Annotated in this window: 25 protein-coding genes; 12 read left to right on the top strand and 13 right to left on the bottom strand. The window is 44.9% G+C overall.

Annotated features, from left to right (window positions below; translation table 11 throughout):
* Nucleotides 1–7 precede the first annotated feature (7 nt).
* The 4 genes from SEDOR53_RS0109680 to SEDOR53_RS0109695 form a co-directional block, all read right to left on the bottom strand.
* Nucleotides 8–1,096: a YhcG family protein gene (locus SEDOR53_RS0109680; RefSeq protein WP_026769541.1), complete on the bottom strand. Its 1,089-nt coding sequence runs from the start codon at nt 1,094–1,096 to the stop codon at nt 8–10.
* Between the two features lie 187 nt (nt 1,097–1,283).
* Nucleotides 1,284–1,976, bottom strand: a complete 693-nt coding sequence (locus tag SEDOR53_RS0109685) for an ABC transporter ATP-binding protein (protein WP_232214756.1) — start codon at nt 1,974–1,976, stop codon at nt 1,284–1,286.
* Nucleotides 1,966–3,225 (bottom strand): ABC transporter permease, encoded by a 1,260-nt coding sequence (locus SEDOR53_RS0109690; protein WP_026769543.1) that lies wholly within the window; start codon nt 3,223–3,225, stop codon nt 1,966–1,968. Before SEDOR53_RS0109690 ends, SEDOR53_RS0109685 begins: the two co-directional genes overlap by 11 nt.
* A gap of 4 nt (nt 3,226–3,229) precedes the next feature.
* On the bottom strand, nt 3,230–4,309 hold the full coding sequence (locus SEDOR53_RS0109695; protein WP_026769544.1) for an efflux RND transporter periplasmic adaptor subunit: 1,080 nt from the start codon (nt 4,307–4,309) through the stop codon (nt 3,230–3,232).
* 199 nt (nt 4,310–4,508) lie between these two features.
* Between SEDOR53_RS0109695 and SEDOR53_RS17655 the strand changes: the two genes are divergently transcribed.
* The 3 genes from SEDOR53_RS17655 to SEDOR53_RS0109710 all read left to right on the top strand — a co-directional run bounded on the left by SEDOR53_RS17655 (nt 4,509) and on the right by SEDOR53_RS0109710 (nt 6,332).
* Complete coding sequence (locus SEDOR53_RS17655) at nt 4,509–4,961, top strand: SRPBCC domain-containing protein (protein WP_051416584.1); 453 nt, start codon at nt 4,509–4,511, stop codon at nt 4,959–4,961.
* Nucleotides 4,942–5,262, top strand: a complete 321-nt coding sequence (locus tag SEDOR53_RS0109705; protein ID WP_026769545.1) for a helix-turn-helix transcriptional regulator — start codon at nt 4,942–4,944, stop codon at nt 5,260–5,262. Before SEDOR53_RS17655 ends, SEDOR53_RS0109705 begins: the two co-directional genes overlap by 20 nt.
* A gap of 77 nt (nt 5,263–5,339) precedes the next feature.
* Nucleotides 5,340–6,332, top strand: a complete 993-nt coding sequence (locus SEDOR53_RS0109710) for a type I glyceraldehyde-3-phosphate dehydrogenase (RefSeq protein WP_026769546.1) — start codon at nt 5,340–5,342, stop codon at nt 6,330–6,332.
* Nucleotides 6,333–6,334: 2 nt separating this feature from the next.
* On the opposite strand, the gene SEDOR53_RS0109715 is transcribed toward SEDOR53_RS0109710, so the two are convergent.
* The 3 genes from SEDOR53_RS0109715 to SEDOR53_RS0109725 are packed head-to-tail and all read right to left on the bottom strand — an operon-like array spanning nt 6,335 to nt 7,538.
* Nucleotides 6,335–6,703, bottom strand: a complete 369-nt coding sequence (locus tag SEDOR53_RS0109715) for a DUF488 domain-containing protein (protein ID WP_037360972.1) — start codon at nt 6,701–6,703, stop codon at nt 6,335–6,337.
* Nucleotides 6,703–7,098, bottom strand: coding sequence for a group III truncated hemoglobin (locus SEDOR53_RS0109720; protein WP_026769548.1), 396 nt, complete (start codon nt 7,096–7,098; stop codon nt 6,703–6,705). The genes SEDOR53_RS0109715 and SEDOR53_RS0109720 overlap by 1 nt, the downstream gene beginning before the upstream one ends.
* Nucleotides 7,099–7,103: 5 nt before the next feature.
* A complete protein-coding gene (locus SEDOR53_RS0109725; RefSeq protein ID WP_026769549.1) occupies nt 7,104–7,538 on the bottom strand; it encodes an Rrf2 family transcriptional regulator in 435 nt (144 codons plus the stop codon).
* A 144-nt stretch (nt 7,539–7,682) separates the two neighbouring features.
* Here SEDOR53_RS0109725 and SEDOR53_RS18570 point away from each other — a divergent pair, with 144 nt between their 5' ends.
* The 4 genes from SEDOR53_RS18570 (at nt 7,683) to SEDOR53_RS0109745 (ending at nt 12,042) form a co-directional block, all read left to right on the top strand.
* Nucleotides 7,683–9,920, top strand: a complete 2,238-nt coding sequence (locus tag SEDOR53_RS18570) for an ABC transporter substrate-binding protein (protein WP_026769550.1) — start codon at nt 7,683–7,685, stop codon at nt 9,918–9,920.
* Nucleotides 9,910–10,314, top strand: coding sequence for a response regulator (locus SEDOR53_RS0109735; protein WP_026769551.1), 405 nt, complete (start codon nt 9,910–9,912; stop codon nt 10,312–10,314). Before SEDOR53_RS18570 ends, SEDOR53_RS0109735 begins: the two co-directional genes overlap by 11 nt.
* 403 nt (nt 10,315–10,717) lie before the next feature.
* Nucleotides 10,718–11,344, top strand: a complete 627-nt coding sequence (locus SEDOR53_RS0109740) for a response regulator transcription factor (RefSeq protein WP_026769552.1) — start codon at nt 10,718–10,720, stop codon at nt 11,342–11,344.
* Nucleotides 11,345–11,637: 293 nt separating this feature from the next.
* The gene (locus SEDOR53_RS0109745; RefSeq protein WP_084220407.1) at nt 11,638–12,042 is read left to right on the top strand and encodes a response regulator; all 405 of its coding nucleotides are present in this window, start codon (nt 11,638–11,640) and stop codon (nt 12,040–12,042) included.
* On the opposite strand, the gene SEDOR53_RS0109750 is transcribed toward SEDOR53_RS0109745, so the two are convergent.
* From SEDOR53_RS0109750 to SEDOR53_RS0109775, 6 genes are all read right to left on the bottom strand, one after another.
* Nucleotides 12,019–12,756 carry a LytTR family DNA-binding domain-containing protein gene (locus tag SEDOR53_RS0109750; RefSeq protein ID WP_037328010.1) on the bottom strand — a complete coding sequence of 246 codons (738 nt, stop codon included), beginning with the start codon at nt 12,754–12,756 and terminating at the stop codon, nt 12,019–12,021. The two genes, SEDOR53_RS0109745 and SEDOR53_RS0109750, sit on opposite strands and share 24 nt — an antisense overlap.
* Entirely contained in the window at nt 12,737–13,795 is a 1,059-nt protein-coding gene (locus tag SEDOR53_RS0109755) for a sensor histidine kinase (RefSeq protein WP_026769555.1), read from the bottom strand. The genes SEDOR53_RS0109750 and SEDOR53_RS0109755 overlap by 20 nt, the downstream gene beginning before the upstream one ends.
* Before the next feature lie 5 nt (nt 13,796–13,800).
* Nucleotides 13,801–14,160, bottom strand: coding sequence for a DUF4288 domain-containing protein (locus tag SEDOR53_RS0109760; protein ID WP_026769556.1), 360 nt, complete (start codon nt 14,158–14,160; stop codon nt 13,801–13,803).
* Nucleotides 14,161–14,198: 38 nt separating this feature from the next.
* Nucleotides 14,199–14,957, bottom strand: coding sequence for a LiaI-LiaF-like domain-containing protein (locus tag SEDOR53_RS17665; protein ID WP_051416585.1), 759 nt, complete (start codon nt 14,955–14,957; stop codon nt 14,199–14,201).
* Nucleotides 14,958–15,077: 120 nt separating this feature from the next.
* Nucleotides 15,078–15,986: a DMT family transporter gene (locus SEDOR53_RS0109770; protein WP_026769557.1), complete on the bottom strand. Its 909-nt coding sequence runs from the start codon at nt 15,984–15,986 to the stop codon at nt 15,078–15,080.
* A gap of 33 nt (nt 15,987–16,019) precedes the next feature.
* Entirely contained in the window at nt 16,020–16,835 is an 816-nt protein-coding gene (locus tag SEDOR53_RS0109775) for a 2,3,4,5-tetrahydropyridine-2,6-dicarboxylate N-succinyltransferase (protein WP_026769558.1), read from the bottom strand.
* 94 nt (nt 16,836–16,929) lie between these two features.
* Here SEDOR53_RS0109775 and SEDOR53_RS0109780 point away from each other — a divergent pair, with 94 nt between their 5' ends.
* The 5 genes from SEDOR53_RS0109780 (at nt 16,930) to SEDOR53_RS0109800 (ending at nt 21,026) form a co-directional block, all read left to right on the top strand.
* Nucleotides 16,930–17,502: an L-threonylcarbamoyladenylate synthase gene (locus SEDOR53_RS0109780; RefSeq protein ID WP_026769559.1), complete on the top strand. Its 573-nt coding sequence runs from the start codon at nt 16,930–16,932 to the stop codon at nt 17,500–17,502.
* A 165-nt stretch (nt 17,503–17,667) separates the two neighbouring features.
* Nucleotides 17,668–17,886 (top strand): hypothetical protein, encoded by a 219-nt coding sequence (locus SEDOR53_RS0109785; protein WP_026774980.1) that lies wholly within the window; start codon nt 17,668–17,670, stop codon nt 17,884–17,886.
* Between the two features lie 85 nt (nt 17,887–17,971).
* Nucleotides 17,972–18,970, top strand: coding sequence for a glycosyltransferase family 9 protein (locus SEDOR53_RS0109790; RefSeq protein WP_026769561.1), 999 nt, complete (start codon nt 17,972–17,974; stop codon nt 18,968–18,970).
* Nucleotides 18,971–19,002: 32 nt separating this feature from the next.
* A complete protein-coding gene (locus tag SEDOR53_RS0109795) occupies nt 19,003–20,421 on the top strand; it encodes a CCA tRNA nucleotidyltransferase (protein WP_026769562.1) in 1,419 nt (472 codons plus the stop codon).
* 44 nt (nt 20,422–20,465) lie between these two features.
* Nucleotides 20,466–21,026: a hypothetical protein gene (locus tag SEDOR53_RS0109800; protein WP_026769563.1), complete on the top strand. Its 561-nt coding sequence runs from the start codon at nt 20,466–20,468 to the stop codon at nt 21,024–21,026.
* The last annotated feature ends 6 nt before the right edge of the window (nt 21,027–21,032 follow it).

Consider the following 21,032-nt stretch of genomic DNA (forward strand, 5'->3'; position numbering starts at 1 on the left):
TACTTTACTATTCCAACAATTTCCCCAACGCATCCGTATCAGGCAATATTCCTTTCATTTGTATCGGTGTTTGTTTACTGGTTTTATAAGTAGCCACACCCATAGCCTTATCAAAACTCTTAATGGCAAACTCAACTACGGTATTATTTTTCTCTTTGCAAAGTACAATGCCAATGCTGCTGTTTTCCTGTTGCAGTTTTACTTTTTCATCCAGCACATTCAGATAAAAATTAAGCTGCCCGGCATCAGCAGGTTTAAATTTTCCTTTCTTCAGTTCAAAAGCCACCAGGCATTGCAGATGGCGGTTAAAAAAGAGCAGGTCAATAAAAAATTCATCCCCATCCACTTCAAGCCGGTATTGGTTGCCAATAAAACAAAAACCTTTACCCATTTGCAAAATAAAATTGCGGATGTTTAAAACTACCTGTTGTTCAATATGGCGTTCATCGTCCAGTTCATCGCCGACAATAAAATCCAGCAAGTATTCATCTTTAAACATCTTAACTGCAGAAGGCGTTATAGTCTCTGGCAAAGTGCCGTTAAAATTATTGGGCAATTTACCCTCTTTTCCAAACAGGTTATTTTCAATATGGTGTTCCAGCACCGTCAGCGACCAGAAATTAGCTGTTGCAGACTGGATATAGAAAATCCGGGCTTCCCAGGCCTTTATTTTAGTGATAATGGCAAAATGATGGGAGAAGCTGATACCCGTAAAAGCCCCGTAAAAAGCCTCATTTTCAATTAGGTTCGACAGTGTCGAACTAATTGAAAAACCCTCCTCCCCAATTTGGTTCGACGGCGTCGAACCAATTACCAGGTGGGGAGCATAAGCCTCCGCAAACAGCCTTATTTTCTTGAGGTTTCCCGGCGAAAAGCCCTTTAGTCCGGGTAGTTCTTTTTGCAGGTCTGCAGAAATCTGGTCAAGGACTTTGGCACCCCATTTCTGGGCCTTTATCTTTTCAGAAATCATCAGCCCTGTTTGTAAGTAAAGCATCAGTTGCTCCCGGTTGGCAAGCCTGGCAGCCACGTAGCGGCTTTGGACTATTTGTTGCTTAATGGACAAGATAAAGTCCTTGTAATTTTTGTCAATTTTCACGTTTTTTAATTTTGTCGTTATTAAACCGCTTAAAATCAAGCAATAAAAAAGACCTGCAGAATTCTTATGCAATCATAAGATTCGCAAGTCTTGTCAAATCAGGTATAAAGTGGTTCGAGAATTGTACAGTTGGGTGCACCAACTAAAGTAGGGAAGACCCCGTATTTACTCGAAATACGGGGTTTTTTCATACCCTGATTATTTTTCCATCTTCCATTTGTATAATATGTTGGGTTTTTTCGGCAAAAGCTGGATCATGGGTTACTACCAGTAAAGTCTGACCGAAGTCTTTTGCCAGACGCTGGAAAATATCAAACACTACGTCGGTATTTTTTTTATCCAGGTTACCAGTTGGTTCATCGCCCATGATGATGTGCGGATCATTGATCAGGGCGCGTGCAATGGCTACTCTTTGTTTTTCTCCACCAGAAATCTGGGTAGGGTTTTTATAGGCCAATTTCTCAATATCAAGCATCTTCAACCTTTCCATTGCCCTTTCTTCAACAACCTTCTCCGGATATTTATTCATCTTCAGTCCGGGTAGCATAACATTCCGCAATACGTCAAATTCATTGATCAGGTAATGGAATTGGAAAACAAAACCGATCTTTTCATTCCTGATCCTGGCCAGTTGTTTTTCTTTTTTGCCAGTGATCATTTCATTATCAATCAACAATTGTCCTTCATAATCGGTATCCATGGTAGAAAGTACATACAATAATGTTGATTTGCCACAACCCGATTTTCCCATTACAGATATAAACTCGCCTTTTTTGATAGAAAAAGAAATGTCATTCAGCACCCGGAATGATGTGGTGTCGTGAAAGCTTTTGCTGATATGCTTTGCCTCAAGAATGGTATTGTTCATTTTATTTTCCACGAATGATGATGACCGGATCCACTTTGCTTGCTTTTCGGGCAGGAAGGAGGCCGGCCAGGTAAGTTGTAATTAATGAAAAAAATATTCCTATGAAATCGAATGCAGGGTCAGGATTGATTGGAAAGGTTTTGATGGTTGGTAATGCAGATGTGTTGAATGGGATGAGATGAATGATTGTTGCCAGGATATGTCCGAAAACCAATCCCAGTATACCTCCAAATGTTCCAATACTCAATGCAATGATCAGAAAAACTTTGTTCACGTCTCTGCCAGAAAACCCGGTTGCTTTTAGAATCGCAATGGCATCCATTTTTTCATAGATCATCATATTGAGGATGTTATAAATGCCAAATCCCGCAACAATCAACAAAGTGATACCTACTGAATAAGAAATGATGGAACGTACATTACTTCCCGTTTGAAACTGGGCATTCGCCGTCTGGATATCTTCCGTATCTACACGGAACAGCCTGGCAAACTCCTTTGCAACAGCAGGTGCGTCATCCATGTTTTTCAGATTGACCTGGATATCGGTAATATAGTTATTGGGTTTGCCAAGTAGTTTTTGTGCAGAGTTAATCGAAACATAGCTTTGCGTTTTATCAAAATCGTTAATCCCTGACTGAAAAAATCCAATTACTTTGAGCGTGTACCTGTCGCCTGTAGAAGTAGTAAGCTGCACTACATCTCCTATATTGGCCAGCAATTTCTCTGCCAGGGCTTTGCCCAGGATTACACTGTTAGAGACGGTTTTTAAGTCGCTGGCGTTACCTGCTACGATATAGTCGGTAAAATGGTAAATTTTACTTTCAGCATCTACGTCGATCCCATTGATTACACTTGTGATATCTACATTGCCATCATTATAAAGCCCCTGCGCCGTTATCCTTGGTGCAAAACCAAGAACCCGGTTGTCTTTATTGATCGCTTCCATAATAGGTCCGCTGTTATATATTTCTAATCTCCCTCCGCTGGATTTGATAGAGCTGATGAAATTATAACTGTTCCTGAATGCAGGCGATAGGTTGACAGGCTGGTTAGGATTGGGTTTGATCTCATTAAATAAACGCACATGAGGTGTTCTGTTCAATATCAGTCCGTCGAGCAGTTTGTTCAGTCCAGTCATGAAACTAAGCAAGGCAACGAACATCATAATACCGAATGTAACACCAATAGCTGCTACCAGTGTTTGTTTCCACCTGGCAAGCAACAATGACCGGGCAATATTGACTAATAGTTTATAATTCATGTTTTCACTTCGCCGGCCGGTAAATGATGTCAGAAGTATGGAGGCCATTTACTATTTCTACTTTCTGGTAATCTTTCAATCCGGTGGTTACTTTTCGTTTTTCATTTATTCCAACCAAAACCGTTGTGTCATTCAATAGATAGTTCCTGGGGATCACCAGTGCATGCTGCTTTGTTTGGATGATGATATTGGCTTCCATCGTCAGGTTGGGATAAAGAACCGGCGGCTTTGAAATGAAGGACGCTTCTACTGTAAAAGACCTGGAGCGGTCATTCATGATGGGATCAATTTTATTGATCACCGCTTCATATACCTGCCCTTTATAACTGTCCATCGTTAACAGAATTTTTTGACCGGGTTGTATCCGTGCAATATCATATTCATCTATCTGCAATTCTGCATACAGGTCTTTGGCGGCACCGATGATCGCTATGGCAACAAGCGGACTGGCCACTTCCCCTCGTTTTTTTAAAATGCTGTAAACTTTTCCATTCATTTCGCTTCGAATGGTATAGTCGCTTGTTGTGCTTTCACTGATCTGCAGGTTCTTTTTCGATTGAAGCATAGCAAAGTCGAGTTGCTTTTTCAGATCATTATACCTGAAAATAGCTGCATCAAGTGTTGTTTTAGTGCTTTTATAAGCAAGCTCCCTTTGTTCCAGTTCGTTCCTGGTCCCTATCTGGTGCGCCCAAAGATCCTGTTGTCTTTCCATCAGCAGTGAATCGTTTTTCAGTTTATCACGGACCTGGTTTATATTTGTTTTCAGCTCGTTGAGCTTATTGATATTAGAGTTGATATCCGAGAATTGCACATTCAGTTTGGCATTTTCTGTATTCAGTTTTTGAGCTTCGTTTGATAGTAATGCAATAGGATCACCCTTTGATACAGAGTCACCTTCCGTTACAAATACTTTTTGAATAACGCCGGTAACCTTTGCAAAAGCCTGGTATTGATCGCGGCTCTTTACAAAACCGGAAGCATAGACCGATTCAGAGATGTTTTCAGTGGTAGGGTGGGTTGTTTCCATTTTGCTGTTGCAGGCTAAAAGCAATAATACCAGGTTGATATGAACATATTTTTTCATAATTAAAATTAGCCAATAATTATTTCTGTATTATAATGATTTTGATCATGATAGGCGACATTACAACAATACGAAAGGCTATCCTGAAAGTGCTAGCCACTGTAAAAAATATCGTTTGTATCATTTAAAAAAGTAACCGAAATACTTGTTTGGTAACTTTAAAGTTACTTATTTTGGGTAACCTAAAAGTTACTTATTTATGCAAAAAGCGATCACACACAAATGGTTTTATGACCATGTACCCGAGCAGGTATGGGAATACCTGACAAAGTCAGAACTCATGGCCCAATGGCTGATGGAGAACGATTTTCTGCCCATCGTGGGACATGAGTTTCAATTTCGCACCAGGCCAATGCCCAATTTTGATTTTGATGGGATCATCTACTGCAAAGTGCTGGAAATGGTTCCTTTCAAAAAATTGTCCTATTCCTGGAAAGGCGGCCCTGGCAATAGTAAAATGACGATGGATTCCGTTGTAGTATGGACGCTTGAAAAAAAAGACCATGGTACGGAATTATTGTTAAACCACAGTGGTTTCGGTGAAGGGCAAACCGCAGCCATCTTTGCGGTTATGGAGGAGGGATGGTTGAAGAATATCAAGAAGATTGCCGGACTTTTAAACGCCTCAACACATGACACAAGCCACGCTTGACATTTTCCAGGTCATTGCCGATCCGAGCCGCAGGCAGATATTGAGTATGCTTACGAAGGACAGCTTGACCATCAACAGCCTGGCCGGAAATTTCGATATGAGCCGGCCGGCTGTTTCCAAACACATCAAAATATTGCATAACGCGGGCTTTATTTCCATAGAGGATGTGGGAAGGGAACGCTATTGCATGCTGAAGCAGGAGGGCTTTAATGAACTGCGTGACTGGATCAATTATTTCGACAAATTCTGGACAACCAGGCTCAAAAAACTGGAGACGGCATTGAATAACAAAACGAAATAGAGTCAGGATTAGCCATGTAGGTTCTATGTGAACATTCACTGCATGAAATCGCTAATTTTACAGGCTAAAAAACAGCGATGAGAATAGCGATCAACGGAATGGGCAGGATTGGCCGGTTATTGTTCAGAAGATTGGTAATGATGCCTGGTGTAGAGTTAGTAGCAGTGAATGACATCATGGAACTGTATCAGTTGGCTTATTTACTCAGGTACGATTCGGTATATGGTCCGGCTACCTTTGAGATCGCAGTAGAAAACAACGAACTCATCGCTGCCGGTAAAACCATTCGCTTTTTGCGTGAACCTGCCCCGGCAAAACTGCCCTGGAAAGCATTGCAGGTTGATCTTGTTTTGGAGTGTACCGGTAAATTCCTGACGAAAGCCCTCGCATCTCAACACCTGGAAGCAGGAGCAGGGAACGTCATTTTGTCCACTACGGGTGCAGAAGATATTCCGCTCAGCATTTATGGATTCAATCAGCACCAACTGAATGGAGATAAACACCTGATTTCCCCCGGAGGCTGCATGACCAATTGCTCAACGCACCTGATCTATCTTATGCAATCCATCGGCATAGAATCGGTGCACATCAATGTGCTGCATTCATATACATCCAGGCAGGAACTGGTGGATGGTCCGCATAAAGATCTTCGCAGAGGCAGGGCTGCTGCCGAATCCATCATTCCCGTACCTGTTGACCTGGGACAATCTTTAGAGCGACTCTTTGTTCTGTTGAAAGGCTGCATCTATACCATTACTACCCGCGTACCGGTAGCGAACGGTGCACTGGCCAATTTTGTGTTCCAGATGAAAGAGGCGGTTACGGCAGCACAGGTGAATGAACTGTTCAGGCAGGCTGCTAAGCGGGAATACAAAAACATCATTCAGTACACCGAAGACCCATTGGTTTCACTCGATATCAAAGGCAATAGTCATTCAGCCATTATCGACGGGTCACTGACAACTGTAACAGGCCGCACCGTGAACCTGATGGCTTTCTTCGACAATGAATATGGCTATACTTCGCGGGTGATCGATTGGGTGCGTTTTGTTGGTGCGGGTAAGTTATAAGATTAAGGATGTGCCAATTCTTCCTGGATAAACTGCAGCAACACCAGTGCATGGGTATGTTCTGTGTCCTGCGCAGCATATACCAGGGTTACTTTCTTGTGCAGGGCCAGTTCATGTACCAGTGAGGCTGCTGTAACAGAATGGTTCAGTTCTTTCAGGTAGTCTTTACTGAACTGCCTCCAGCGATCGGGATCGTGACCAAACCATTTGCGCAAGGCAGGGGAGGGAGCCAGTTCTTTGATCCAGGCATCGAGGTGTGCGGCTTCTTTGGTCATGCCGCGCGGCCAGAGCCTGTCAACCAACACCCGGTAACCGTCTTTGGCCGAAGGCTTTTCGTATACCCTTTTGATGGTGAATTGTGCAGAAGGCATTATATCAGGTTTTGCATGTTGTTGCGCTGGTGATGGGCTATTTTGATTTCAAACAGCTCAGCCATTTTACCGGCCCTCCATTTGGCTTCCGCCGCTTTTTCTCCATCGAACAATTCATCAATGGTAGCGGTAAACAATTGCATCCATCTTTCAAAATGCGCGTGTGCAATAGGTAACCTGGCATGAGGGGGAAAGGGACTCCCAAAATATTTTCTTTCATCCAGTAAAACGGTTTGCCAGAAATAGACCATTTTTTGCAGGTGCGCGGGCCAGTGACTGCCGATCCGCTCATTGAATATAGGAGCTAACAGCGCATCTTCCCTTACTTTATCGTAGAAGCGGTGAACCAGTAAACTGATGTCGGTCTCATTGTGGATGTCGTGCCGTGTTTGCATAACGTTTATCTGTTTTTCAGATAAGTGAATTGCTGAAGCAGTTCTTCATTGAACTCTGAAAGCCTGGTTGACTTCAACGCTTCATGAATCTCTTTTCTGATCTTTTTGAATTCATGGTGGAGTGGACAGGGATATTGTTCCGAACAATGGGAGAGTCCCAATGCACAACCTGTAAACAACGAATCGCCATCAATAACCTGCACAATGTCGGCCAGGGTACATTTACCCGTTTTCTTATCCAGGTAAAACCCGCCCGATGGTCCCTTCAGCGATGATACCAAACCCTTTTTGCTCAATTGCTGCAAAATTTTCGCAATAAAATGCTCAGGTGCATCAATGCCTCCGGCAATTTCCTTGATGCCCAGCTTATTATCGGTTTCGGCATGCCGGGCAATGAACAGCATGGCCCGGATGGCATAAGTACAGGTCTTTGAAAACATATCATTGATTGCAATAGCAAAGGTAAATGAATGGATTTGATAAAATACTTTTTTGTCTTTTATTGATGAATTTACCTGATATGACTGAAACAGATTATCTTGGCGCGATCAATGGCCCCTTCACCCTAGCCCTTCGTCAGACCAATGTGGTACCTCAGGAATACATTGTTGCTTTTGTTGTTGACGGGATGTTGTATTGTGCAACGGGCCGAAGCGGCAAACGATACCCTGAATCTCCAGTTGAAATGGTGGCACCAGTTCCAGTTTGCAGGTTATTATGCGGCACAGATCAAAGGTTTTTACAGCGCTGAAGGCTTGAAAGTAAAATTGGTTCCCGGAGACGGCAACCACGACCCGCTGCGGGAAGTATTGGCGGGGCGGGCGCAGTTCGGCATTTCCGGTTCCGATCTGATGATCCAGTTCGCCAAAGGCAAACCGATAGTGGCATTGGGGGCGCTTTTTCAACATTCACCCTATATATTGATCTCTTTGGCCAGCAGGGGTATCCGTGTGCCGTCGGACCTGGTAGGTAAGACCCTGATGGTTTCAGAAGCGCAGGGCTGGATAGAATTACAGGCTGTTTTTCTCAAAGAAGGCATTCCCATCAATTCGTTGCATGTGGTAACACATAGTTGGAAAAACGACGATCTCATCAAAGGGAAGGTAGATGCGATGACCGGTTATTATTCCGATGAGCTCAACCAGTTGCGGAAGCAGGGGATAAAACCGTCTTATATACAACCCATCAACTACGGCATTGACTTTTACGGAGACCTGCTCTTTTCGCTCCAAAGCATGACAGAGAATAACCCGGAAAAGACCAGGAAGTTTGTGAAGGCAAGCTTCAAAGGATGGGATTACGCCCTGGATCACCCGGAAGAAATAGCCGATTATATCCTCACATTGCCCGGCGTAAAAGAAAGGGGTGTTACAAAGACCGAACTGTTGGCGGAAGCCGAAGATATGCGCAAACTGATCGTGCCCGATATAGTGGAAATAGGGCACATGAATGAAGGACGCTGGAATCATATCCTTGATATCTATAAGTCATTGAAGCTGGTTTCGCCGAATGCGCGGCTCGATGGGTTTGTGTACAGTGAGGGCAAAGGCTTCTCATCTGATGTGATACGAATGGGGATCATCCTGTCGGTAGCAGTCCTGTTGGTATTGCTGATCATCATATTGTACAGCATATCATTGAGGGCCTCGGTCAGGAAAAGAACGCTGCAACTGGAAAAAGAAATAGAGCAAAGAAAACGTACACAGGAGCAATTGCGCATCAGTGAAGAGCGATTGGAAATGGCTACCGATGCTGCTGAAATCGGTATATGGGATTGGGATATTCGGAACAACACGATTTATTTCAACGATATGTGGAAGATCATGTTGGGATATGACCCGGGAGAACTGGATAATAAATGGGAAACTTTTACCATGCTGCTGCATCCTGATGAACGGGAAGCGATAGAAAAACAATACAACGATTATGTGGCGGGTAAGATCAGCAGTTACCAGGTGATGATGCGGATGAAGACCCGCGAGAATAAATGGAAATGGATATTATCCATCAGCAAATCCCCCCTGCGGGATGAGCAGGGGGAAACCATCCGTGCTGCAGGCATTCATATCGATATGGATGATATCAAGCAAAAAGAGATGGAACTGCAGGAACTTACCGAGGAACTGATGATCAGCAATAAGGAATTGCAACAGTTTGCTTACATTACTTCACACAACCTGCGTGCCCCTGTTGCCAACCTGCGCAGCCTTACCTGGTTATTCAACAAAGAAGAACTGGCAGGCAGGAATAAGGATATTTTTGATAAGATCAATCTCAGTATTGATAAGCTGAGCTGTACACTGGACGATCTCAATGAAATACTAAGCTCCCTGGTGCACAAAACGGAACTGCGGGAACCGGTCTCATTCGAAAAAGAACTGACAGATGTGATGTATTCCATCTCAGAAGAGATCATGGAAAAAGAAGCGGCGATTACTTATGATTTCTCCAAAGCAAAAGACATTTGCTATCCCGGGAAAGTTATCCACAGTGTGTTCCTGAATACCATCACCAATGCCATCAAATACCGGAAGGAGCATGAACGGCCTGTTATCCATATTACTACGCAGGAAGACGGAGAGTTTGTGGTACTTACCATCACAGATAATGGCAAAGGAATTGATATGGGAAAATACGGGAACAAAATATTCGGATTGTACCAACGCTTTCATGAAAATACGGAAGGAAAGGGATTAGGACTCTACATCGTTAAAAGCCAGGTAGAAGCCCTTGGAGGTAAGATCGCAGTGGAAAGTATGGTGAACAGGGGTACTACATTTCAAGTATTCCTGAAAAAAAACACAATGCCCTATGACGCCTGAATACCAGCGGATACTTTTGGTAGACGACGATGATGTAACGAATTTCCTTAGCCGGGAAATATTCCGGCACTATCATCCAGACGTTTGCATTGATATAGCCCTGAACGGAAAAGAGGCCATCGAGTTGTTGATCCGTGCATCGGAAGAGGAAGAGGCCAGTCTGCCCCAGATCATCCTGCTAGATATCAATATGCCTGTAATGGATGGATGGGATTTCCTGGACCATTTCAAGGTAATGGCGGAAAGCAGGCCAAACCTGGGTGAAATCCGTGTGTTTATTTTAACTTCTTCGGTCTATCCGGAAGATATCAAAAGGGCTATGACCTACCCATTGGTGCAAAAAGCCTATTCTAAACCATTGAATGACCAGCAAATCAAAGAAATGATGGGGTGAAAGGCCCCGGAATGGGGAAAATACGAAGTTTGAACGCTGAAAAATTCCGTGTTTTCACCGTTAAGAAATGGTGATTTACACAGAAGCTTAATCTTTTTCCCTGATTAGCTTTGTATGAGTTTTAGTAAATCTATCCCTGATTCCAATTTCCTTATAGCTATACGAATCCTATATTCTATTGCAAAACCACGGAATAGGGGCGAATATTCTCCGCCCCTATTTTATTTGTAGACCTAACAGGATCGTATAAACATTTTTGGAGTTTTGGTGTGGCAGATTGCCGTTGGTTCGGCTATCTGCTTTATTTGTTTATTGGAACTTGGTATGAATGGCGAGCAAGGTTAACCAGAAGTCATTAACTTTACGCCATCAGCAGTACTGCAAATCAAACAAGGAACATTAAATGAGAATATTGATCGCAGACGATCACACATTGATCCGAGAAGGGCTCAGAAAGATACTGGAAGAATCACTTTCTTTTGCAGAAGTGCATGATGTATCCGATTCTGCTGATCTGTTCAAGAAAGCAGTCGGAGAAAGCTGGGATATCATCATTTCCGATATCAGCATGCCCGGGTATTCCGGTATTGAAATACTCAAGCAGATCAAAGAACATGCTCCCCAAACGCCTGTACTCATGTTGAGCATGCATTCGCCTGAGCAATATGCGGTACGTGCTATCAAGGCAGGAGCGGCAGGTTATCTCACCAAAGAAAGTGCACCTTATGAATTGGTGAAAGCCGTTCAACAAATATTGAGCGGAAGAAAATACATTACCAGTGAAGTGGCGGAAGTGCTCGCAGGTTCACTGGAAGAGAAAAGCGACAAAGCTCCTCACGAACAATTATCTGACCGCGAGTTTGAAGTATTCAAAATGCTGGTGTCTGGTAAAAGCATCTCCGAGATCGGGGATATACTCTCCCTCAACGTAAATACCATCAGCACTTACCGCGCCAGGATCATGGACAAAATGAGGATGCAAAGCAATGCCGACCTGGTCCGTTACGCCATCCAGAACAATATTGTATAATAAAAACACCGTTTATTGTAGTTTTTATACTACATGTTTTACATGACTCTTGTTATGTGCGGGCCAGCGGGAACTGTGTTTCTTTGTGATGTATTATCCAATATTCTAAGTAAAGATCCTTTAAAAGCCCGTTAGCCGGACGCTTCCTGTGTTGGGTTAACGTCCACATTACCTGATTCTCCTTGAGAAACCTTGTAGTTAACCGCTACGCAAGCTTTGTAGGGCTAATCCTTTACAAAGCTTTTTTTTACCCAAACAGATGATGCACCCCCCCGGCGTCTATTTTAAATGCTATGATTGCCAACGCATTACGATTATTAATGGTGGACGACTCTGATTTTATCAGGGAAAGGTTGCTCCTGCTATTGGCCGATCTGGGGTCTATAGGGGAAATCCAATCAGCCAAAAGCGCCGAAGAGGGAATAGCACTGTTAAACGATGGTTACCGGCCGGATATCATACTCCTGGATATCAATCTGCCAGGGAAAAATGGCCTCCATATGCTGAAAGACATCCGGAAAATGGAAGGTTTTTCTCCGCTGGTAGTGATCCTTACCAATAATACCCTTTCCGGCTACAAATCGGAATGCCTCCGCTGTGGCGCCGATCATTTCCTGGATAAAGCCCGGGATTTTCAACAGATTCCCGCCATCATCGAAGCTACCTGGCAAAAATTATATTCCCAGCAGTTGCTTTAATTTCTGGTATCCCGATTTACTCACGGGAAGCCTTACCCCCACACTGAGAATGGCCAGATGGCCGTCTTTTTCATAAGGATCAATCCGACTGATGAGCTGCACATTCACGAGGTATGAACGGTGGATGCGCACGAATTGCTGCGGGTCGAGTTGTTGCTCAAAATACTGCATCGTCCGGTTCTTCAGGAACGCACCTTCTGCCGTATGGATTTTCACATAATCATCGGCCGATTCGAGGTAACGGATATTCGCCGTAGGGATGATCTTAATCTTTCCATTATCCTTCAGCACGATCCTGTTGGAACGGGAAGGCTGGTTACCCAGGCTCTCCAATAACTGACCCGTTTGCAGTGCCATTTCCTGCCTGCCCAGTTGTTGCCATTTCTGCATGGCTTTATCGAACCGTTCTTTGCTGAAGGGTTTCAGCAGGTAATCGATGGCATGTGCTTCAAAAGCTTTGATGGCATATTCTTCGAAAGCAGTGGTGAAAATAACAGCAGGCGGCTGCTCTACCAGTTCCAACATTTCAAATCCATTGATCTTCGGCATTTGTATGTCGAGAAACAAGAGATCGGGCTGGTGTTGTTGTATGGCTTTGATTCCTTCAAATCCATCACTGCACTCCTGCACTACTTCTATTTCAGGATAGTATTGCAGGTATTCTTTTACCATGTTCCTTGCCAGGAATTCGTCGTCAATGATGATGGCCTTCATAAATATTTTGTGGGATGAGTAGCGTAGTTGAAAAAACAGAACCGTTTGCATGCGTCAGTAACAGGTCGTTCCGTGCATATAGCAGGAAGAGCCGGCGCTGGATGGATGCCAGTCCGAACCCTGTTCCCTGGGTATTGACAGCAGTTGTTTCATCGAATGGATTGGTGACCGTAAGTTCCAGCATACCTTTTCGCTGAGCGGCATCCAGACTGATCAATACGGTATCGATGGTATCATATAGACCGAATTTGATGGCATTCTCTACGATCGGTTGTAATAGGAGTGAAGGGATCAATAGTTTGCCGGCTTCTTCTCTTACATTGATAGCTGTTTGCAATCGGTGACCGAAGCGTACTTTTTCAATCTCCAGGTACAATTGCAGGTGATGCAACTCATCTTCCAGCGTCACCAACTGGTGCTCTTCTTTCTTTAAAGTGCCTCTTAAAAAATCAGACAATTGCTGGATCATGTGCCGTGCTTTTTCAGGCTGACTACCGGCCAGCGCACTGATGGAATTAAGGCTGTTGAAAAGAAAATGCGGTTGCAACTGCTGACGCAGTTTGAGCAGTTCGGCGTCTTTGGCCAGCCGCTCTGCATCTTCTTTACGCCGGTCGTTCTCCTGTTGTTCCTGCAGGGTATACCACAGGATGGCTATCATGGCCATGCATCCGATCATGAGAAAGGCGAGGATATAACGGATCGGAACCGATTGATCGAGAAAAGCCTGGTAAGCTACATTGCTTCTGAACAACAATTTCAATATCCATTTGCTCATCAATAACCAGATAGCGCTCTCTACCAGGCTCACAACCAGCAGGTACCAATAGCGTTCCTTCCTGGGCAGGTAAAACCGCATATTGTTAACGATCAGTGCGCAACAGCCCGCCAGCAATATATTACAACAAAGAGCATCTGTAAAAGCGATCAGTAAATCAAAGCCCGCCCGCTCTACCATGGCGGCCTGGACGAGTATCCACGCCAGCCACCAGCAGCAGAAAATAATGTAAAAGCCTTTGCCTGTTGTGATAGATCGTACCATATCGGTTAAACAGTTTCCAGGAATTTATCGGTACACTGCTCCAACAAATATCCCGCTTTTGCATGAACGGAGTGCTGGTAGGCACGGCCGTCATCTTCTTCTCTGATGCGGGAATACACTTCGGCACCATCTGTAAGCTTTTCCAGTTTGTGCAGCTCGGTTACGTTGATGAACTTCCATTGCACCAGGTGGTTGGCCCGGTTGAAAAAATTTTCCTGTTCTTTCTGGCCGGTGAGCTGGGCTTTGTTAAAGGCATGCAGTTCGTCTTCTGCATGGATGAGCCTGAGTTGTTCATCGAACTGTGCGTGGTGTTCGCCATTGCCGCAAATGATGCGATACACCAGTTTTGCAAGATACCATTCCATAACAGATCAATTTACAAGGTGAAAACAGCCGAATTGGTTTAATAACTTTTGATCTCAATGCCGCCAAAAATGCTGGTGCCGCGTATGATGATCACTTTAGAAGGATCGAAATTGCCGGCCTGCATCGGGCGCTTGTCATCGATACCGGCGAAAATGGCCACGGACTCTGACCTGACTTCCCAATGCGGGGGGATGATGAGCTTGGCTCCGCCAAAAATGAGGGTGATATCTATCACGATGGTGCCGGTAATATCGGCCTGGCTCAGATTGACTTCAGCGCCGCCCATGAAACAACAAATTTCCCCGCCCTTAAAATTTTTCGATGTGACTGTTTTTTTAACCCCGCTGAAAACTGATACGCTGTCGATCACATCATCTGTATGTATTTCTGCATCGCCAGATACATGTACTTTATCATAGTCATATTTTCCGTACCGGTCTTGCCAGCGGTTGAAGCAGCGCGACCTGCGCCTGGGGCGGAACATGAAAATGAGTCCTACTCCGATGATGATGATGGGCCACATATAAGTCCGCATGTCCATATCACTGAATATTTCTCCCATCAGGAAAACCGCGCCAATGCCGGCAATGATAAACCAGGAAAAATTTCGGAACCTGTGTTTGATACCTGAGATCAACCCAATGATGATGAGTATCATAGGCCAGGTAAACAACCAGTGAGGAAAGGGCGCGCTTATCTGCTGGAGCAGCAACCCTACGCCGATCAGTACAAATATCAGCCCGGTCCAGAACCGGCTGTGTTTTTCGTTTTCAATGTTTTTGTTGAAGTCTTCCATTATTTATCGTTTGATAGCACAAATCTAGTGGCATGAAAAAAGCCGGAGAAGCGTCTTTAGGCAGGCATAACTGGAAAGGCGGTAAATGGCGGAAAAACTTCGGTAAATGACAGGCGCTTATCAATTCGCCGAGCGCCAGCCGATGAGCAATACGCCTATGATCACCAATGCTGTACCGGCTAGCTGCAAGCCCAATATAGGTTCGCCAAGGATAAAATGCGCCTGCAGGATGGTGGAAACAGGACCAATACTGGTGATGATGGCTACATTGTTACTGCCGATGCTTTTCATTCCGGCACTCATCATAAAAGAAGGTAGTACGGTTGCAATAATGGCAAGGGCAGAGCCATAACTTACCAGGCTAGCGGTAAAGGCCACCTGCTGCATGGAATGGGTGAATAAGAAATGAGCGAAAACACCAACTGTCGCAGCAAGCATAACATAAGCAGTATAACGGGCGGTACCGGCTTGCTTTACCAGCCTGCCGGTGCCAACGAGGTAGAATGAGTAAGTAATGGCACAGAGAAAGATCATGAAAGAGCCGTAAAAGAAACCCGGGTGACCGGTATCCAGCCTCAACTCACCCAGGTAGGCAATGCCAATACCAAGATAAGTCAGCAACAAAGCGGCGATCTGCGTTTTACTGAGTGCAGTTTTGAAATACCAGGTATTGATGAGCACGGCGAAAGTAGGGTAGAGAAAAAGGATCAGCCGTTCCAGTCCCGCCGATACATATTGCAGCCCTATGAAGTCAAACAAGCTGCTCAGGTAATATCCCAGGATGCCCATGACGCCGATCAGGAGCCATTGCCTGCGTGTTAAAGGCTGGTTTTCTTCTTTTTTTGCCGCCAGCCAGGCAACTACAGCGTAAAAGGGCAGGGAGAATAACATGCGCACCGTGAGTAAAGTAACGGCATCGGTGCCTGTATCATGAAAAGCCAGCTTAACAAAAATGGCTTTGGTAGAAAAGAAGACAGCACCCAGCAACGTGATCAGAAATCCTTTTAACCCGATGCGTTGTGCTGTCATCTATCAAGTATAATTGAACAGTCAGTAATGAGTTTAAACACTTACATTGAAATCGCGTAATGCGTCGTTGAGGCTGGTTTTCAGGTCTGTACTGGGTTTACGCTGACCAATGATGAGGGCGCAGCTTACCTGGTATTCGCCCGCATTGAACTTTTTGGTATAGCTGCCCGGGATCACTACACTTCTGGCAGGAACACGGCCCTTGTATTCGACGGGCTCGGACCCGCTTACGTCGATGATCTTGGTTGATTGGGTAAGTACCACATTAGCGCCCAGCACCGCTTCTTTTTCTACGATCACGCCTTCTACCACAATGCAACGGCTACCGATAAAGCATCCGTCTTCAATGATCACGGGGCTCGCCTGCAATGGTTCGAGCACACCACCGATACCTACGCCACCACTCAGGTGAACGCCTTTGCCTATCTGGGCACAGCTTCCCACGGTGGCCCAGGTGTCTACCATAGTGCCCTCATCTACATAAGCGCCGATGTTCACATAGCTGGGCATGAGCACCACATTCCTGCCCAGGAAAGCGCCATAACGGGCTACGGCATGGGGAACAGCCCTTACACCCAGTTCGCGGTAATTATTTTTGAGGAGCATTTTATCGTAAAATTCGAAAGGCGTGATAGACCAGGTCTGCATTTGCTGGATGCTGAAATACATCAAAATAGCCTGTTTCACCCACTCGTTCACCACCCACCGGCCATTCTCCGGGGAAGCTACGCGTAGCCTGCCTTTGTCAACCTCTTCAATAATGGTGCGAACGGCTTCGGTGTAAGTCACTTCTTTCAATAACTCCCGGTTGCCCCAGGCTTCCTGTATCAGGGCTTTCAATGATTCCATGGTCAGTTTTTTGTGCAAACATACAGTATCATGGCTTTTGCAGCATGTATCTGCGTTACAATTTGTAATTTGCTGCCGGTAATTTTGTATGAAGATGCTTCCATTCCAACAAGATATTGATGCCTGTCTCGATGTGCTGCAAAAAGGAGGACTGATCCTGTATCCTACAGATACCATCTGGGGTATCGGTTGCGATGCTACCAATGAAGACGCGGTGAAAAGGATTTACCAACTGAAGCACAGGGCCGATAACAAAGCCATGATCGTGCTGGTGGCCGATGAGAAAGATATCCTTCGCCACGTAACCCAGCCCGACCTGCAAATATTCGATTATATCAAAGGGGTCACCAAACCTACCACGGTCATTTATGAAGGAGGGGTAGGGCTGGCATCCAACCTGCTGGGAGTCGATGGTTCGGTGGCCATACGGATTTGCGGCGATACCTTCTGCAAACACCTGATCCGCCGGTTCAGAAAACCCATCGTCAGCACATCGGCCAACCTTTCAGGATATCCGCCTCCGCAGTGTTTCCGGGATATAGAGCCGGTCATTCATGAAGGAGTGGATTATGTAGTCAAATACCGGCGCGATGAAGAAGACTATGCCAAACCGTCTTCCGTCATTAAATGGGAGAAAGACGGCAGCCTGAGTATCATAAGGCCTTAAGCGCTTCAGGAGACTTATTTTTCACGTAGATATCTTTAAATAACTGTAAAAGAGCCGCTTGCGAGGTAACATTAGTTTAATACTAATTTTAACCCTTTTTACTTGTAGAACCCGGAAAAAATATCGAACTTAAAGTTGATATCCTATAACAGGTAAATACTGTATATGGCAAGGGTTATTTTAGACGTTCCAAGTGAAAAAATGCATTCATTCATCAACGCTGTACTCAGCCTTGGGATAGACCGTCATGCCATCAGCTCCACCAGGCTTCGCCATCGTTCTTCACACAAAAGGAACAGAAGTGAATTTTCCCTGAAAAGTATTTCTTCAAGCTTCCTGCTGTTCGACTGGGAGTTTTTCAGCAACGAATTGGAATACGAATAAAGAGTTGTTAAATGATAGTTGTCAGAATATAATTCCGCCAACTAACAACTTCTCTTTAAGTGCGTTAAAAAAATTATTTTTGCTGATGCAGAAAGTCCTGGTCGTTCAGACTGCTTTTATCGGGGATGTTGTATTGGCAACAGGGTTGCTTGAAAAACTACACGCATATTTTCCCCAGGCTTCCATTGATATAGCTGTTAGAAAAGGAAATGAATCCTTATTCATAGAACATCCTTATGTACACGAAGTACTGGTATGGGATAAAAAGAAAAATAAATACCGCAACCTGTTCCAACTACTGAAACAGATCAGGTCAAACCGGTACGATTGTGTGATCAATGTACAGCGTTATGCTGCAACCGGCTTGCTCACCGCTTTTTCTAGAGCACGCAGAACCATTGGTTTTGATAAAAACCCATTCAGTTTTTTGTTCACAGATGTTATCCGGCACGTGTTTTCAGAAGAGGGCAAAGGCATCCATGAAATAGAACGCAATCACCTGTTGGTCGCCTCTTTAACGGATGCGCATGCGGCCAGGCCCAGGTTGTATCCATCGCAGCGGGATATGGAAGCGGTAGCTCCTTGGCAAACACAGACCTATGTTTGCATGGCTCCCGCATCGGTATGGTTCACCAAACAATTTCCGGCCGATCAGTGGATATCGTTGATCGGATCTTTGCCGGCGGAATATAAAGTGTACCTGCTGGGTGCACCCGGCGATCGGGCATTGTGTGATGAGATGACGAACGCCGTGCAGGGCAGACAGGTAGAAAATTTAGCCGGCAAACTCAGTTTCCTGCAGTCGGCTGCCCTGATGCAGGGAGCGCTGATGAATTATGTGAACGATTCTGCGCCGATGCATTTTGCATCGGCAGTGAATGCTCCGGTAACGGCTGTTTATTGTTCCACTATTCCCGCATTTGGATATGGGCCATTGTCTGATAACAGTCATATTGTGGAGGTAACAGAAGCACTTTCGTGCAGGCCTTGCGGACTCCATGGAAAAAAAACCTGTCCGCAAGCCCATTTCCATTGCGCAAGGCATATCACCACCCGGCAATTACTCGATTGCCTTCCCCGTTGATCCAAAACAAAACAGCGCTACATTTGCAGTTTATGGACATAGTTTGCTCTGATAAGGAAAAGCAGGTACTGGAGAAAATTGCGAAAGCTGCAACGGCTTTGGATACGCCTTGTTATCTCATAGGAGGATTTGTGCGCGACAAGATCATTGGCAGACCTACCAAAGACGCTGATATCGTTTGTATGGGAGATGGTATTGCGCTGGCGCACAAAGTGGCAGAAATGTTTAAGCCCAAACCACAAGTGGCTTATTTTAAGAATTTCGGTACGGCACAGATCAAACTCGAAGATTTTGAAGTGGAATTCGTAGGCGCCCGGAAAGAAAGTTACCGCTCACATAGCCGCAAGCCGGAAGTAATGCCCGGCACTATTGAAGACGATCAGAACAGGAGGGATTTTACCATCAATGCACTTGCTATCAGCCTGAACAAAAAAGATTTTGGCAAACTGGTCGATCCTTTCAATGGGGTGACGGATATTGAGCGGAAGATCATCCAAACACCACTGGCCCCTGCGCAAACATTCAGCGACGATCCGTTGCGCATGATGCGCGCCATAAGGTTTGCTGCCCAACTGCGTTTTACCATATTACCTGAAACCTTTGCTGCTATAGGAGAAAATGCCAAACGTATCAAAATTGTTTCACAGGAAAGGATCACCGATGAGTTGAACAAGATCATGTTGTGCGAACGACCATCGATTGGGTGGGACCTGCTGTTTAAAAGCGGACTCCTGCAACTGATCTTTCCGCAAATGATAGAACTGCATGGAGCAGAATACATAGATGGAAAAGGACACAAGGATAATTTTTACCATACCCTGCAGGTACTGGATAATATTGCCGATAAAACAACCGATCTCTGGTTGCGTTGGGCAGCATTGCTGCATGATATAGGCAAGCCGGGTACCAAAAAGTTTGAAGAAGGGCATGGGTGGACTTTTCACGGGCATGAAGTGGTAGGAGCCAGGATGGTTCCGAAGATTTTTACCAAACTTAAACTGCCACTCAATGAGAAAATGAAGCTGGTGCAGAAGCTGGTATTGTTGCATTTGCGACCCATCAGCCTTACCAAAGAAAATATTACCGACAGCGCCATCCGCCGGTTACTGTTTGATGCAGGTGAAGACATAGATGCATTGATGATGCTTTGTGAAGCGGATATCACCAGCAAGAATAAAGGGAAAGTAAAAAGATACCTGCAGAACTTCGAGCTGGTGCGGGAAAGATTGTACCAGGTGGAGGAAAGCGACCGTATCCGAAACTGGCAACCGCCTGTTACAGGGGAGATGATCATGCAAACATTCGGATTGGCACCAGGCAAGAAAGTAGGCATCATCAAAGACGCCATACGGGAAGCAATACTGGACGGTGTTATTCCCAACAACTATGAAGCGGCTTACCATTTCATGCTTGAAAAGGGCAAGGAACTGCACTTGCAGGCCGTTGAATAAATTGTATTTTGCAGCAATTATAAACAACTAACAATTCACGAAGAATGGCTGTTTTAAAATTCAGGGTATATCTGGAAGAAGATGATGCGGTTTACAGGGACATCGTCATACAGCACAAACAGTTTTTTCAGGACCTGCATTTTGCGATCCTGAAAGCTTATGAATTCGATAGCAAACACCAGGCTACATTTTTCAGAAGTAACGATAACTGGCAAAGGGGTAGGGAGATCAGTTTTGCCAAATACGATAAATCTTATGTTGCAGAGCCATTACTCATGTCCGAGACCACTATCGGCAGTGAGATCAGGGATACCAACCAGCGGTTTATTTATGTGTATGATTTTACAAAGAACTGGACCTTCCTGGTAGAACTCATCAATGTAAGCAAGGAAGAAAGCAGCAAGATCACTTATCCTGCTGTTTCAAGAACAGAAGGGATCGGCCCGCAGCAATATGGAACCAAAAGTTTGCTGGGCGATAAATTTGCAGACATAGAAGAGAAATACGATCTCTCAGAAGCAGCAGAAGGTTTTGGTGAAGAAGGGGAAGAAAACGGAGGTGAACACGAAGAAGAAGGAAACAGCGGAGGCGAAGAAGATTTTTAATCGCGG

This window comes from Asinibacterium sp. OR53, assembly GCF_000515315.1.
Lineage (GTDB): Bacteria > Bacteroidota > Bacteroidia > Chitinophagales > Chitinophagaceae > Sediminibacterium.